9 protein-coding genes are annotated in these 15,060 nt (G+C 61.8%); 2 read left to right on the forward strand and 7 right to left on the reverse strand.

Annotated elements, in window-relative coordinates; genetic code table 11:
- Positions 1-14: 14 nt before the first annotated feature.
- The 3 genes from GKIL_RS13650 to glgB form a co-directional block, all read right to left on the reverse strand.
- Positions 15-254: a hypothetical protein gene (locus GKIL_RS13650; RefSeq protein WP_023174247.1), complete on the reverse strand. Its 240-nt coding sequence runs from the start codon at positions 252-254 to the stop codon at positions 15-17.
- A 354-nt stretch (positions 255-608) separates the two neighbouring features.
- A complete protein-coding gene (locus GKIL_RS13655; RefSeq protein WP_023174249.1) occupies positions 609-1,070 on the reverse strand; it encodes a YidH family protein in 462 nt (153 codons plus the stop codon).
- A complete protein-coding gene (gene glgB, locus GKIL_RS13660) occupies positions 1,057-3,267 on the reverse strand; it encodes a 1,4-alpha-glucan branching protein GlgB (RefSeq protein ID WP_023174251.1) in 2,211 nt (736 codons plus the stop codon). Before glgB ends, GKIL_RS13655 begins: the two co-directional genes overlap by 14 nt.
- Positions 3,268-3,487: 220 nt before the next feature.
- Between glgB and GKIL_RS13665 the strand changes: the two genes are divergently transcribed.
- Positions 3,488-4,699: an RNA-guided endonuclease InsQ/TnpB family protein gene (locus tag GKIL_RS13665; protein WP_023174252.1), complete on the forward strand. Its 1,212-nt coding sequence runs from the start codon at positions 3,488-3,490 to the stop codon at positions 4,697-4,699.
- 43 nt (positions 4,700-4,742) lie between these two features.
- On the opposite strand, the gene GKIL_RS13670 is transcribed toward GKIL_RS13665, so the two are convergent.
- Positions 4,743-6,074: a hypothetical protein gene (locus GKIL_RS13670; RefSeq protein ID WP_023174253.1), complete on the reverse strand. Its 1,332-nt coding sequence runs from the start codon at positions 6,072-6,074 to the stop codon at positions 4,743-4,745.
- Between the two features lie 173 nt (positions 6,075-6,247).
- Between GKIL_RS13670 and GKIL_RS13675 the strand changes: the two genes are divergently transcribed.
- On the forward strand, positions 6,248-7,438 hold the full coding sequence (locus tag GKIL_RS13675; RefSeq protein ID WP_023174255.1) for an alpha/beta hydrolase: 1,191 nt from the start codon (positions 6,248-6,250) through the stop codon (positions 7,436-7,438).
- Here GKIL_RS13675 and GKIL_RS13680 read toward each other — a convergent pair.
- The 3 genes from GKIL_RS13680 to GKIL_RS13690 form a co-directional block, all read right to left on the reverse strand.
- Entirely contained in the window at positions 7,422-9,806 is a 2,385-nt protein-coding gene (locus GKIL_RS13680; RefSeq protein ID WP_023174256.1) for a family 10 glycosylhydrolase, read from the reverse strand. The two genes, GKIL_RS13675 and GKIL_RS13680, sit on opposite strands and share 17 nt — an antisense overlap.
- Positions 9,807-9,901: 95 nt before the next feature.
- Entirely contained in the window at positions 9,902-11,914 is a 2,013-nt protein-coding gene (locus GKIL_RS13685; protein ID WP_041243946.1) for a hypothetical protein, read from the reverse strand.
- 307 nt (positions 11,915-12,221) lie between these two features.
- The gene (locus GKIL_RS13690; protein ID WP_023174258.1) at positions 12,222-14,984 is read right to left on the reverse strand and encodes a TonB-dependent receptor; all 2,763 of its coding nucleotides are present in this window, start codon (positions 14,982-14,984) and stop codon (positions 12,222-12,224) included.
- Positions 14,985-15,060: the final 76 nt, after the last annotated feature.

The raw sequence follows: 15,060 nt of genomic DNA on the forward strand, positions 1-15,060 counted from the left end.
TTTTTGGCCTCCGCCTAATCGCGGATAACGCGGCTACCGGCAAACAGCAGCACCGCACCGGCCAGGGCCAGCAGCACCCAGGACCAGACGCCGACTCCGAAACCATCGAGGGACAGGCCCGCAAAACCAAGGGCGACGCCAAGACCGAACAGGCGGCCCGTCTTGCTGCAGGCAGGGAAGAGTTCACAGGCAGGATGCTCGAACGCCCGTACCGCGCTGTCCTCGTAGAATTCTCTCGATAAAGGTGTGAGCATGTAGACCCCTTGCAATCGTCCGTACTCAACAGAGTAGTGTCCCAAGCCCCAGATCGGTACACCGAAGGGCAAAAAATTAATGAACGTTTACAGACATCTCCATGAGTGCTTCTTCAGTCAGTATTAATACCTATTTCGCTTGGGAGATAGGCAGCAGGGCAAAGACGGCGATCGAGGGGTGGCGGTGGCAGTTTGATCAGGATGGTATACTTTTCGTGATAGGCAGGAAGCGACGGTGAACTGGTTAAATGTGGCGATGGCGATCGTTGCCGCCGGGATCGTGCTCGGGGGTCTGTGGATGGTTTTTGCCGGCGCAAAGGCGATGGGAGACGACGAACCGCGCCGCCGCTGAGGCTAGAGATCGGGGTGGGGGAGGAGCCTGCCCTTGCTTTCGGGCGCTGGATGTTCGCCCACGGTCGGAACCGAGGAGAAGATAAACGGCAGCAGCAGCACCCCCAGAACGATGAGCCCGAAGGTAAAGATCCAGGCCCACCGGCGGCCTGGCCGATAATCTCCAGCCTCGATCTGCAAAAAAGCGCGGTCATAGCGCCAGGTACCGATCAAAAGACAGCTGATCCCGGCTACCAGAAGCAACGCCCCCTCGGTCTGGGAGTTGAGCCAGCCCGGAACGGCGATCCGCCCCTCCCCCAGCATCAGGCCCAGGGAGCGCAAAAAAAGACCGAAGCGGGCGATCACAAAGCCAAAGCTAATCAGCGTGATCGACGTGCGCACCCAGGCGAGGAAGGTGCGCTCGTTGGCCTGGTGTTCGCGCTGACGGTCGATGCCTTTACTTACGGGCAGCTCAGGGGCGCTCATTGGCCTCAGCCCGGCGTTTGAAGATAAGACAGCCCAGGGGGGGCAACCGCAGAGCGAGGGAGTAAGGCTGGCCCTGCACCGCCCAGTCCTCGCTCGCTATACCGCCCTGGTTGCCCTGGTTGCCGCCGCCGTAGAGGCTGGCGTCGCTGTTGAAGATCTCCTGCCAGAAACCGGCCTGGGGCACTCCGACCCGGTAGTGGGTGTGGTAGCTCGGCGTGAAGTTGCAGACGAACAATAGCCGCTCGTCGGGGTCTTTGCCCTGGCGGACGAAGGAAAAGACGCTGTTGGTGTAGTCGTGGCAATCGATCCAGAAAAAGCCGCTGGGGCTGGTGTCCTCCTCGTAGAGGGCCGCCTCGCCGGTGTAGAGGTGGTTGAGGTCGCTGAAGAACCGCTGCATCTGCTGGTGCTGGGGGTAATCGAGCAGGTGCCAGTCGAGGGATTGCCAGACATTCCACTCGCGCCCCTGGGCAAATTCCATGCCCATGAAGATCGTCTTTTTGCCCGGATGCCCGTACATAAACGTGTAGAGGGCGCGCAGGTTGGCAAATTTTTGCCAGCTGTCGCCGGGCATCTTGCCGATCATCGAGCCTTTCATGTGTACGACCTCGTCGTGGGAGAGGGCGAGCACGAAGTTCTCGAAGAACGTATAGGTGATCGAGAAGGTGATGTCGTTGTGCTGGTAGCGCCGGAAGAACGGGTCGGTCTTGAAGTAGCGCAGCGTGTCGTGCATCCAGCCCATGTTCCACTTCAAGTTAAAACCCAGCCCGCCCAGGTAGGTAGGGCGGGAGACCAGGGGCCAGGCGGTCGATTCTTCGGCGATCGAGAGCGCACCGGGAAAATACTTGAAGATCAGTTCGTTGAGCTGGCGCAAAAAGCTGATCGCTTCGAGATTTTCTTGACCGCCGTAGTCATTGGCCACCCACTCGCCGTCCTTGCGCCCGTAGTTGAGGTAGAGCATCGAGGCCACCGCATCGACCCGGATGCCGTCGATGTGATAGCGCTCGAACCAGAACAGGGCGTTCGCTGTCAGGAAGTTGCGCACTTCGTTGCGCGAGTAGTTGAAGACGAGCGTCCCCCACTCCTTGTGTTCGCCCTTGCGCGGATCGGCGTGCTCGTAGAGGTGGGTGCCGTCGAAGAGGGCAAGGCCGTGGCCGTCCTTGGGAAAGTGGGCGGGAACCCAGTCGAGGATCACACCGATGCCCGCGCGATGGCAGCGATCGACGAAGGCCATGAACTCGGTCGGTGTCCCGTAGCGGGAGGTAGGGGCGTAGTACCCCAGCACCTGGTAGCCCCAGCTGCCGTCGAAGGGATGTTCGGCGATGGGCAACAGTTCGATATGGGTAAAGCCCATCTGCTGGACGTAGGGAATGAGCCGCTCCGCCAGTTCGCCGTAGCTCAAAAAGCGGTTCTCCTCCTCGGGCACGCGCATCCAGGAGCCGAGGTGAACCTCGTAGATGGCAAGCGGTGCCCTGAGCGGGTCGGTGTGGGCGCGGCGGGTGAGCCAGTCCGCGTCGTGCCATTCGTAGCCGTCCAGGTCCGCTACTACCGAGCCACTTTTGGGCCGTACTTCCATCTGGAAGGCGTAGGGGTCAGACTTTTCGTAGATGTGGCCAAAGCCATTTTTGATCTCGAACTTATAGACCGTTCCCACCGTCAGGCCGGGAATAAACAGATCCCAGATCCCCGAGTCGCCCAGCCGCCGCATCTGGTGAATGCGGCCATCCCAACGGTTAAAATCCCCCAGCAAACTGACGTTGCGGGCATTTGGTGCCCAGACCGCAAAATGAACGCCCGCCACACCGTCGTATTCGGCCCTGTGGGCTCCCAGCTTTTCGTAGATCCGGTTATGGTTGCCCTCAGAAAATAGATGAATATCCAGCTCGCTCAAGGCTGCTACCCGAAAGCGATAGGGATCGTCTATGATCCGCTCCTCTCCCCAGCTTTCGACAATCCGCAACCGATAAGCGCCCGGCGGCCCGGCAAGCACCGCCTCGAAGAGGTCAGGATGGACGGCATTTGCCATCGCCACCTCGCCCCCCTCAGATACAAGGCGGACCGAGTGTGCTCCCGGCTGAAAGGTGCGCACTACCCACTGCCCGTCGTTTACCAGTGCGTGCGGACCGAGGATCGCGAACGGGTCGCTGTGCAAGTTCGCAGCGAGGGCTTCGATCGCCTGCCTTTCAAGAGTAGAATACATGCAAATTTGACCAGATTGAACTTGCCGGTTGCCACCGGACAACCGTTTCCCTTTAGCTATCTTTATCGTACCTTCCGAGAAACCCTATGCGTACAGATAGGAAAGGAGTCCCTCTTGGGACCATCCACCCATTCGGGGGCAGGAGCAGGAGTGTTCGGCGAGGGGGCTCGATGTTCTCTGAGCGAACTAACTTTACAGAATCTGTGCTAAAATGTAAAGTATGGAACGTGCTTACAGGTACCGCTTTTACCCAACACCAGAGCAAGAGCAGCTTCTGCGTCGAACCCTTGGCTGTGTGCGCTTGGTCTTCAACAAAGCGCTCGCATTCAGAACCGATGCCTGGTACCAGCGCAAAGAGAAAGTAGACTATCTGGCTACTTCTAGCTTGCTCACGACCTGGAAGCAACAGGAAGATCTGTTTTTTCTGAACGCGGTGAGCAGCGTTCCCCTTCAACAGTGTCTGAGGCACCTGCAAAAGGCGTTCAGCAATTTTTGGGCGGGGCGTGCCCGTTACCCCAACTTCAAGAAGAAACGCCACGGCGGGGCAGCCGAATTCACCCGCTCGGCTTTCCGCTACAAAGACGGGCAACTGTTCCTTGCCAAGTGCGATGCGCCTTTGGCCATCGTCTGGAGCCGTCCCCTGCCTGAAGCGGTCCAACCCTCGACGGTGACGGTGAAACTGGATGCGGCGGGTCGTTGGCATGTGTCGCTTTTGGTAGACGACCAGACGGTTGAACCCTTGGAGCCGAACCAGAAGGCTATTGGACTAGATGTGGGCATTACTGCCCTGGTGACTACCAGCACAGGTGAGAAAGTCACTAACCCAAGGCATTACGAGCATTACTACAAGCGGTTGCGCAAGGCGCAGAGGGATTTGGCTCGCAAGTCCTCTCGAGAACCAGGACAAAAGAGTAGTCGCAATCGCGAGAAAGCTCGTCGCAAGGTTGCTCGTATTCAAGCCAGGATTGCCGACAGCCGCAGAGACTTCCTGCACAAGCTCACTACCGCTATCGTCCGTGAAAATCAAACGGTCGTGGTGGAGGATTTGGCTGTGCGGAACATGGTGCGCAACCGCCATCTCGCCCACTCCATCTCGGATGCGGGATGGGGGGAGTTGGTGCGTCAGTTGGAGTACAAGTGCCAGTGGTACGGTCGGACGCTGGTGAAGGTGGACCGCTTTTTCCCGAGCAGCAAGCGCTGTTCGAGTTGCGGTTACATCTTGTCTGTAATGCCGCTGAGTGTCAGGGGGTGGATCTGTCCTGGGTGTGGGACAGTCCACGACCGGGACATCAACGCGGCGAAGAACTTGCTGGCCTGCGGGTTGGCAAGTGCTGCCGTGGGACACACGGTGGAAGCCTGTGGAGCGAACATAAGACCTGGAGGACATCGTGCTGAAGGGCAGTTGCATCGAAGCAGGAACTCCAAATCGTGAGGTTAGGAGTCCCCACCTTCAGCGAAGCGAGGTGGGGAGGATGTCAATTAAGTACATCTTTAGTAAAAAGGGCAGGATTGTGGCCCGTCTGACGGACAAACACCCGCACCGCCTTGGCACCGTAGCTCGTGCTCCAGTGGTGCGGTGCGTAGACGAGCTGAAAGCCCGGCGGTATCTGGCCTGCGGCTAGAGCTGGAAAACGTTTCAGCAGCGGGTAGACCTGGCGATACCGGCGATCGGTGATCGCGGCGATATAGCTATTCTTGTCCGGCGGGTAGAAGCCCCCGCGAATGCGCTCGGGGGGCCAGTGGCTGTAAAAGGCAACCACGGGACTATCGGTGATGAGCAGCCGGGCGGGATCGACCCGGCGGGCCAACCATTCGCCCGCCAGTTCGGAGGGCCGGCCCAGCACGACCCAGCGCGGCCACAGTTGCAGGTAATCGAAGCTGAAGACCAGCAGGAGGGCTGCCGCAGCGAACGGGAGCACACTCAGTTTGCGGTGAGTCGGGCAGAGGGCGGCAAGCAGAGCTACGAGTACCAAGTAGTAGCGGCTGCTGCCCGTCAGCTCGCCCCCCGCTACCAGCGCACCCAGGACGACAAGGTAGCCCCCGGCCAGCAAAGCGAGTCCCGCTTGCTTTTTGGAATTTACCAGCACCCCCAGCGCTGCCAGGGCCAGGGGCAGGGCCAGGGGCCGGACGGAAAAAGCGGCCAGTTGAGCGAATTTTTGAGAGAGCCCTGGCAGTTGCTGCTGATCGACACTCGCCCAGAGCAGGGTCCGCTCCGATTCCTGGTGGGTGAGCCAGAGCCCAATCGCGAGGGCGACGACTGGCAACAGCGTCCAGAGATATTGCACCCTGGGGTGTTCCCGATATTGCCAGGCTTGCCAGCCAACCGCGAGCAGCACCAGCGGCCAGCTTCCCCGGTCCGCAAGGGCGGCAAGGCTCCAGAAAAAGCTGCCGCAAAGCAAACGCTCCTTTTGCCAGGCCAGCGCCCCCGCCAGCACGAGCAGGGTGGAGAGCGGTTCGACGATGCTCAAACTGCCGTTCAAGACAGTGATCGGGTTGAACAGAAAAATTACCGCCGCCCCCAGACCGGCGTGGCGCACAAGCAGAGCCGCGCTCCCCAGGGTCAGCAGGGCGCTGAGCGTTGCCAGGGCTCCGAGATTGTGCCAGCCAAAAGTGGCGAGCCAACCGGCAGCGAGCCAGTGGTAGAGCGGTAGCCAGCCGTTGCTGGTGCCGGTGAGCGGATCGAGAGCGACACCGGTGCGGGCGATCTGGGCGGCGATGAGCCAGTGGTGGTAGCTATCTTCCCAGGCAATGCCCAGAGCCTGCCGCTGCAACTGCAGCCACAACCAGAAGGCAACAGCAACCCCCAAGGCTGCTGTTTGCAGCCAGAGACCGCCGCGCTGTTTGAAGATGTCCGTGTACTTGCTGGAACGGCAACCCCCCCAGTATCGCGCCCGGTGAGCAACGATTGGGCAGCCACTGGTCTGGTGAGCGGCGACGCTTCGCGAGATGATACCAGAGTCTGAGTCTTGAACGACAGCCGATGGTGCTCTCTGTTGTCCTGCTATTGCTGGCTGCCGCTGGTCTGGGGCTCAGCCTCTGGATTGTATTGCCCGCTCCGGTCTTTGCCCTGCTCACCCTCAGCATCGGTGCGGCGGAGGTGAGCCCCTGGCTGATGCTCTGGAATCTTGTGGTGCTCGGGCTTGCAGTCCTGGGCTTTCAGCACTCCCGGCCGCATCAGGTCGCGCTGGTGCTGGCCTGTGGGGGTCTTGCCCTGAGTGCCCTGCCGCTATTACAACTGCCAGCCGCCCAGAAGCAGTTTTCAGCGGCGATGGCGGCAGCTTTTGGGCCAGATTACGAAGCCCGGATTGCGCCGCAGGTCCGAGCCCGGATGCGCTCCGCTCCCTTCTCGCTCATCGACAGCTTCAGAGGCATAGCCGACCTGCCGGTGCCGGTGACGAGCGTCCAGCTTGCGCGCACGCCTGTTCCCCTGCGCGTCGATATCTACCGTCCGCCCGCCCCAGGACCGCACCCGGCGCTGGTGGTTATCTACGGCGGTGCCTGGCAGCGGGGCGATCCCGGCCAGGATGCGCAGTTGAGCCGCTACCTGGCTTCGCGCGGCTGGGCGGTCTTTGCCATCGACTACCGCCACGCTCCGGCCTGGCGCTTTCCGGCCCAGATCGAGGACGTGCGGGCGGCCCTGGCCTTTATCCGGCAGCGGGGAGCTGAGTACGGAGCGGATCTGGGACGGGTTGCTCTATTGGGCCGCTCGGCGGGGGCGCAACTGGCGATGCTCGCCGCTTACACACCGGGTCTGCTGCCGGTGCGGGCGGTGGTGAGCTACTACGGCCCGATCTACCTGGCCGACGGCTACGCCGATCCGCCCCGCCCCGATCCGATCGATACGCGCTCGGTGCTGGAAGCTTATCTTGGAGGGCCGCCGGCAGCGCAGAGCGAGCGCTACCGCCTCGCCTCACCGGGCAGCTACACCGACCGTCCCCAGCCGCCGACCCTGCTGGTCTACGGCGAGCGCGACAACATCGTAGAGGCAAAATTTGCCCGCAGATTGGCGCAAAGCCTGCGCGCCTCCGGCACCCAGGTGGCGCTACTTGTCATTCCCTGGGCTGGCCACAGCTTCGATGCGGTCTTCTCAGGACCGAGCAACCAGCTTGCGCTCTACTACACCGAGCGTTTTCTTGCCTGGGCCGTCGCCGAGACTAAGAACCGCTCGTAGTCGAGGCGGAGCGCATCTGACGCTCCAGGCGCGCTTCGGCGTAGCGCAACAGCGTATCGAGCGAGTCGAGCCGGTTCTGCCAGGTCTGGACGCGGTAGGGACGCAGGGTTTTTTCGTAGCCCAGCCAGTTATTTAAGCCGTCGCGGGTGCGGGCAACCTGCTCGCGGGCGGTGCGCAACCAGCCGGTGGTCGGTTGTCTGGTGAGCACATCGAGGGCGGCCTGGGTGCGGCTTACCTGGGCACGCCAGTCGGCGAGGGTGTAGTCGCCGACCCAGATCTGCTTTTGTTCGACTAAAAAGTCCCACTCTTTTTTGAGCGCCCCAAAGCGCTCGATCGCCGTCGAGATCGGGTCGCGAAACGGAATGAGCTGGGAAGCGGAGGAGGAGTTGGCGAGCATCTCCTGCTGGTTGTCTTCGAGGTGGGCGGCAGCAAAGAGCGAGTAACCGCCGGAGGGCAGGTCGCGCACCGCCTGGAGCTGGTCGCGCAACTGGACCTGGGGCAGCGACATCAAGTTGAGGCTGGGCAGGATGAGCACCGGTGCCTGCTTCAGTTCGGTGACGGCGGGTTCGACCAGTTGCTGGAGGCGGCGGGTGTTGAGGGCGTAGGTCATCGGTACCAGCAGGTCGATCGTCCCCTGGGTGGACCAGCTTTCCCAGTCCTGCTGCAGTTGGCGCAACCGTTCGCCGGGGGGCTGGGGAAAAACCGCCGCTGAGAGGATGATCTGGGGCTTGAGGCGGCGCAGCGATTCGGAAGCCTGGGCGACAAAGTTGCTCACCTGCTCGGTCTTGAAGCGCTGCCAGAGCGACCAGAGCGAGCTTTCTTCGGGACTGATCTCGATCGGATCGACGCCCACCAGTTGGGTAAACTGGCTGCGCGCCGCCCGCCCGTAGCCAAAGAACTGGCCCGCCGTGCGCTGCAGGGGATAGCGGATGTAGTCGAACTGGACGCCATCCACGTCGTAGCGGGTCACGATCTCCTGCAAAAGGCTGATCAAGTAGGCGCGCACTTCCGGGTTGGCCGGATCGAGCCAGTACTCGGGCTGGCTTGCCGGGCGAAGGCTACCTTTGCGGTTGGTCTGGGCCCAATCGGGGTGGGCGGCCAATACCGGACCGGGATAGTCCTGGGGCCGGTTGATGAGCACGTTGTGGCGGGTGTTGCCGGTAGCAAAAGTCCAGATCCAGGCGTGCAGTTCGAGTTTGCGCTCGTGGGCGAGCTTGACGGCGGCGGCCAGCGGATCCCAGCCCAGGGTGAGTGGGTTCTGGGCCGGGGCAATGCTGCTCGGGTAGATCGTAAAACCGGCGTTGACCGTCTCGAAGAAGACAGTGTTGACCCCCGATTGGGCGAGGCGGTCAAAGATCTTTTTGAGACCCTCCTCGGAACCCGCCCGCACGATCGTGCCGCGATCGAGCCAGATCGCCCGCACCTCCGGCAGAGCCGCTTTTTGTGAGGTCGGATAGTGCGACCAGAGATCTTCGATCGCATCTTCCCAGAGTGAGCGCGCCTGGCTGTCCTGGCCGTCGCGCAGAAGGGCCGGCAGATCTTTTAGCGTCTGCTCGGCGCGGGCAATCGCCACCCGGTAGGCCGCTGGAAATTGTTCTGCGCCCTTGGAGCGGGCGTCACTGGTAAGCAGAGCACTTTCGACGCGGCCTAAAACCCCTTCGAGTTCTTTGGTCATCGCCGTCACCTCGACCGGGGCCAGCTTGAAGCCCTTGCCAATGCTGCCGGGTAAAAAGCGCTCGACCGCCGCCGCCAACCAGTCGCGATCAAAAGTTGGCGAAGTGAGCCCCCACTGCCAGCCCAGGTAGGTGGTTTCGTCGGTGATCAATACTGCCGGGGCACCGCTGCTGTCGTCCCAGTTGGCGGCGACGCTGGCGGGGCTATCCTCGCTTCGGATAAGCACGCCCCCCTGCACAGTGCTCACGGTATTGCCCAGTTTGGCCCAGGGCTGGCTCAATTGCACCTGGGTATGGGCGGGTGCGGCAAGGGGTTGCAACCAGTAAGACCCGAGCAATTGCTTGAGCGCGTCGCGCACCTCCGGGGGCGAGTCGGCCCCGACAGGCCCACTCACAATCAGCCGCCCACCTGCTTCTACCCACTGCTGGAGGCCCGTCACCTGCTCGATCGTGAGCGTTGTCAGGTTCGGCAAAAACACAACCTTTGCCTCACCCAGGTTGTCCGGCTTGAGATCGTCGAGGGACAGAACGCGATAGCGCAGGTTAAGCCGCTCGATGCGGCCCTTCAGCGTGTCCCACATGCCTGGATCTGGGGGCTTGACGACGACCAGCGGCGTCGCCTGGGCGGCAAACGCCAGGGGGGCCGACGACCACCACAGCCAGAGCGCCAGGAGAAATCCCTTCCAACGGCTCACTCCGCACACCCTTTGTCAGGTTTACTCTTGAGGAAGTTTAACAAAATATCAAGCAGATCTTGCGATCGCCGCTGCCAATTGAGAATTTGGTCCCCTCAAAAACCCAGTTGCAGTCCGAGACCGACCGACACGGCGTTGTCGGCGCGCACCCTGAGGCTCTGGTAGGGCGACAGTCCGAGGGCGTTGGTGGCAAACAGATCGAACGACAGCCCGCCGAGGCCCGGCGCAAAGCGCACCCCCGCCTGCCAGGGCATCAGTTGGGCCAGGCTGTCGCCCACAAAAGCGTTCTCGCCGCGAAAGACAGGCGTCACCTGGGCGATGAGATCAAGGCCAGGAAAGACGCGCAGCGAACCGCCGAAGCTGGCCCCAATCAGGGGAGAGCGGTCGCCGCCGCGCTGGAGGTAGACGACTTTTGGGTTCACCCAGAGGCTGTGACCGGCAGGCAACGTGTACTGGGTCGGAAAAGAAAGGGAGATGACAAACAGTTCACCGATATTTTCGGTGGCAAGACCGATCAAGTTGGGCGGAATCGGCCCCCGGTCTCCGGCGGGGGTCTGCCCAGGGACCGGCGGGCAGAGCGTCGGTTGTCCGTTGATCGCCTGCTCCAATCCGTTGCGGGTGCCGTTGATGAAGTTACAGGCGCGGCTGGAGGTGCGCCCGATCGTAAAGACGCCGCTTAAAGTAAACGGATCGCCGCTCGGCTGGTGCAAAAAACGAATCTTGGTACTGAGGCCGCCGTCGGACTCGTCCGGGCCCGCCGGGGCAAAATCGCCATAAAAACCCGCTTCAAAGTCGTTGAGGGTTCCGGCGCGAAAGGCGGCAGCGAAGGTACCGGTGCTTGCCACCAATCGAACCTGGTTGGTGCCCTGGCTCACGGTGCTGCCGTCGAGCAGATCGAAGCTCGCCGGAATATAGAGGCGGCGCACCTCCGGCGGCACCCCCGGCTCGAAGGTGTCGGCAAACTGGCGGTTGACGGGCAGATCTAAGAAGTACAGCAGCCGGTCCTGGGTAAAGGTGAGGCCGACGCCGATCGCCGTGTAACTATCGATGGCGGTGAACGACGGCGCGCCGGAGTTGGCGTAGGCGTTGCTCGCGAAGATATCGATGGCCAGGCGCGGGTTGACCAGATAGCGCAATCCGGCGTTGTAGACGAGCTTTTTGGTGGGCAGGCCGCTGTTGCGATCGACGGTGTTGTAACCTGCCAGGATGAAGGTCGCATCGCCACGAATCTGGAAGCGCGGCGAGATCCGAAAGGCACCGCCAAAGCCGATACCGGCGGTGAGACCAAAGCGGGTGCTGACACCGGGATTGACGGGGGTGTAGATCGCACTTTCGCCTGGAAAATACGCGAGCCGAGGCGAGATCGTAAAGGCGTAGCGATCGTCGTAAGCCTTGTAGGTGATCGGCAGTTCAAGAGAAGGAATCAGTTGAATCGCATCTTGAGGACGGCCAATCGTGGGCAGGTTCGTCCCCGGCAGACCGGTGAAGGTAAAGGACGGTCGGCTGAAGGTGAGGCCGACGACGACGCTCGATTTGCCTCCCAACAGATCGCCAAGCCGAAACTTGCCGAGGGCGGTGATGTCCTGAAAGATGTTGCCATTGTTGATGCCAAAGCGGCGCTGGACGACGTAGGGCCCCTGCACGCCGGGCACCGAACCGTTCGCCCCCTGCAGGTCGAGCGTCAGTTCGATGTCGTTATTCAGTCCCCAGACGTACTCGGTGGACTGGTTGGTGATTAGATCGTCGTTGACCGCCTTTTCGGGCCGATAGATGCGCACCAGTTGCGTCTGCATCAATTCGCCGTCGCGCAGGTGGGCAGCGGTAACAAGACCGTAGGTGCGCTGATCGATCGCTTCGATGGGCGAGCGCACAAAGATCTGGGCTTTTTCGACCTTGCGCTGCAGCAGTTGCTCCAGGCTCTGGTTGCTGTTGTCGTTGAGCAGCAGCGAACTGTCGGTGCTCTGCTTTTGCAGGCCCTTGAGATCCTGGGCGGTGCCGGTCGGCTCGTCGGTGAGAACCTGCGAGCCGCTGCGGGCAAGCTGTGCCCAGCCCGGCTGGGCCAATCCGACGAGCAGAGTCAGAGCCGTACCCCAGAGCAACCGGTTCAAGGGTTTCACCTGTAAGGGAAGTCTCGGGAATTATAGCGTGGTCTGGCAGGAGCGCTGTTGTCCTCCTGCGGTGCTGGTCATTTGCTGGTTGATTTGTTTGGGTATTTGCTAAAACCGTTCCCCACCCCTCCTCACCCCCCCTGCCCCCCGCTCTCCTCCCCTGCCCCGCCGGGCAGAGGAGGAGAGGGGGGGTTCACTGTAACTGGGCTGCAGAGGGGTTAAGTGAAGTCAGTTGCAGACTTGTCATCGTCCCCTCTCCCCTTGTGGGAGAGGGGCTGGGGGTGAGGGATGAGGGGGCCAGGTCCATTTAGCCGCCCAGTTCAACCCGTGCGCCGACGCGGAAGGTGGTGCCGGGGGCCGGGTTGCCGGGGAAGAACTCGTACTGGGTGTCGGTGATGTTGAAGACGTTGCCCAGGATCGTGAAGTTGGGGGTAACTGGCAACTCCACCGCCAGATCGAGCGTTCCCCAGGCACCGACGAAGGTATCGGTGCCGGGACGGCGCTTGCCGCTGTCGTAGCGGCCCACCAGCGAGACGAGCAGGCCCTTGTTGAGGTAGGTCAAAGTCGCAACGAGGTTGTTGAAGGGAATGCTCGGATCTTGATACTGGTAGAAGAAGCTGCCGTTGACGATCGAATCGTTGAGGCCGAAGTTGCGGGCGTCGGTGTTGGTGTAGGCGACCCGCAGGCGCAATTGGTCGTTAATTTGCCAGTTGCCTTCGACCTCGATGCCCGAAGCGCGGCGACCGGCGATGTTCTGGATCTGCTGGACGATGCCCGATTGGAACGTCGGCGAATCGGGGTTGTTGACGTCCGGATTGACGAAGGTAATCGCCGTGAAGGTGTTGTTGAGGTAGGTGTTGAAGTAGGTCACCTTAAAGCCGAGATTGGGAGCCGGGGTAAAGTCAGCGCCAAAGTCGTAGGTGATGCCGGTCTCGGGCCGCAGGTTCGGGTTGTCGATAAAGATGCCTGAAATCACGTACAGGTCGGCGATGTTGGGCGCGTTAAAGACCTGCGACCAGTTGCCGCGAAACGACAGCCACGGAAAAGGCGTCACCCGCAGGCCCGCGCCTGGAGTGACCACCTCGCCGAACTGGGAGCTGCTCGTGTAGCGCAGGCCCACGTTCGCTTTGACCAGATCGCTGAAGCTGATGTCATCGACCAGAAACAGCGACGTGCGGGCGATGGCCCGATCGAAGAACGATCGGCCCCGGCCCTGCTGCTGGTAGACCCGGTCCTCGATGAAGTTGACGCCAAAAGATAGCGTCTGTCCTGGCGAGAGCTGGGTGTTGATCGCCGTCTGGGCCTCGAACTTGTTGCCGTCGGAGTAGGGCTGGGTCGTGCCTGCAAAGGCAATTTCGCCGATGCCGCTCGCCGTCGGACCGTTGACCGCCAGACCACCCAGGAGGTTGGTGTTGTAGAAATAGGGCGTCGGGCGCGAGGTCTGGAAGACCTGGCGGTTGAAGGCGACGTAGCTGTTGAGGCTGGTGGTGGGCGTCAGGTCGGCGTCCCAGTTGAGCGTGACCTCGACGTTGCTGGTCGAGCGGCGGGTAAAGAACAGAATATTCGCCAGCGCTCCTTCGGCTGCCGGGTACGGGTTGCCCGTGGGAAAGACCGTCTTGCCGTTGTAGCTGGTGTTGAAGGCGAAGGGCAGGCCGAACTGAAACTGGGTGGTGGCGGTGCCGATAGCGAGCAGGCCCGGACAGCTTGTCTCCCGCCCGTTGCGGTCGAGGGGAAAGAAGCGGTCCCCGGCGGTGGTGCCGTTGCCGTCGGGGGCGGCGGTTGCCCCGGCAATGCAGAGGTTGAAGTAGTTGGCCCCCGGTCCCTGATCGTCGAAGCGGTTGTTGCGGGCGTTGGCTCTCAGGGTGATCTTGTTGATCGGGTCCGGTTTCCAGGTAAATTTGCCGGTGTAGCTGTCGGCGGCGTTGTAGGCCGAATCCTGGATGCCCTGGACGGTAACAGGCGGCCCGACGGTGGGCTTCAAGTAGCCGTAGAGGTCGATGGGGCCAGTGTTGTCCGGGTCGTTGTTGCCGGGCCCGGCGATGTTGTTGGAGTTGCCGGAAAGAAAAGCGCCGGTGTTGGGATCGAACTGGGCGTTCGGATAGACGCCCGGTGTCGTCGTACCCGGCAGCGTACCGGCGTCGATCGCGTTCTGGGGCGGTTTGGAGTTGGCATTAGAAGACGGTCCGTAGAACTGGGTGGTGTTTGGGACAGTGATCTTGAAAGGGTAGTTGTTGAAGGCGACGACGCTGGAGAAGACCAGGTTGTAGCTAAACGTGTCGTCGCCGCCGCCGTACTTGCCCAGGTAACGGGTAAAGCCGTAGCTGCCCGCCTGGTATTCGAGGAGAAATTTGGGTGGTCCCTTGGGTGTTTCGGTGATCAAGTTGATGACGCCACCCACCGAGCCCGCGCCGTAGCGCAGCGTCGCCCCGCCGGTCACGACCTCGATGCGCTCGAGATCATCGACGGAAATTTGGGAGAGAGCACTGCGGCCATTCTGGGGATAGGTGATGTTAAAGCCGTCTCTCAGTACCTGGAAGCGCTGGTCATCGAAGCCGCGCAAAAAGTTACCGCCGGCGTTGCGCACCCCGCCCAGCGAGGGCTGGCCGACAAAACCCGGAATCAACTGCAGCGCATCGGTGGCGGTCACTGCGCCCTGGGCCTTAAAGTCTTCTTTTTTGACGGCGTAGGTGGTGGCGGTCGTATCGCGCTGGCGGGTCGGGCGGCGGGTCGCCGTCACCGACACTTCATCGAGAATGTCCCCTTCTTCGCCGGGCTCCGCCGCCGTGGTCGGAGCGGGTTGGGCTGCCGGTTGGGCTGCCGGAGCGGCCTGGCTGACCTGCTGAGCAGTTACCGGCTTACTCCAGTTCCAGAGCGGCGGGGGGGGCACCAGATCTTCTGCCCGGCCCCGGTCGCGCTGGAGCAATTCCTTTGCACTCTCCAGCGGCAGTGTCTGGCTGTTGGCGGCGGCGAGGGTGCCTGTCGGTTTTGCCAGTGCTGCCGGGTGAGCGACAAGCGCCGGTACGAGCATGGCCCCGCAGAGGGCTCCACACAGTGGAATCGGTTGTCTCATGGTCCGTTCACTCCTTTGATCACACTGTAGAGAGCAGGTCGCCTCCCCTGTTTTGGGGGTGAAAATGGCGATGCAA

The organism is Gloeobacter kilaueensis JS1 (assembly GCF_000484535.1).
GTDB classification, from domain to species: Bacteria; Cyanobacteriota; Cyanobacteriia; order Gloeobacterales; family Gloeobacteraceae; genus Gloeobacter; species Gloeobacter kilaueensis.

Coding starts and splice junctions, on each gene's coding strand:
- GKIL_RS13650 (WP_023174247.1), bottom strand. CDS start 254: ATGCTCACACCTTTATCGAGAGAATTCTACGAGGACAGCGCGGTACGG.
- glgB (WP_023174251.1), bottom strand. CDS start 3,267: ATGTATTCTACTCTTGAAAGGCAGGCGATCGAAGCCCTCGCTGCGAAC.
- GKIL_RS13675 (WP_023174255.1), top strand. CDS start 6,248: ATGGTGCTCTCTGTTGTCCTGCTATTGCTGGCTGCCGCTGGTCTGGGG.
- GKIL_RS13655 (WP_023174249.1), bottom strand. CDS start 1,070: ATGAGCGCCCCTGAGCTGCCCGTAAGTAAAGGCATCGACCGTCAGCGC.
- GKIL_RS13665 (WP_023174252.1), top strand. CDS start 3,488: ATGGAACGTGCTTACAGGTACCGCTTTTACCCAACACCAGAGCAAGAG.
- GKIL_RS13690 (WP_023174258.1), bottom strand. CDS start 14,984: ATGAGACAACCGATTCCACTGTGTGGAGCCCTCTGCGGGGCCATGCTC.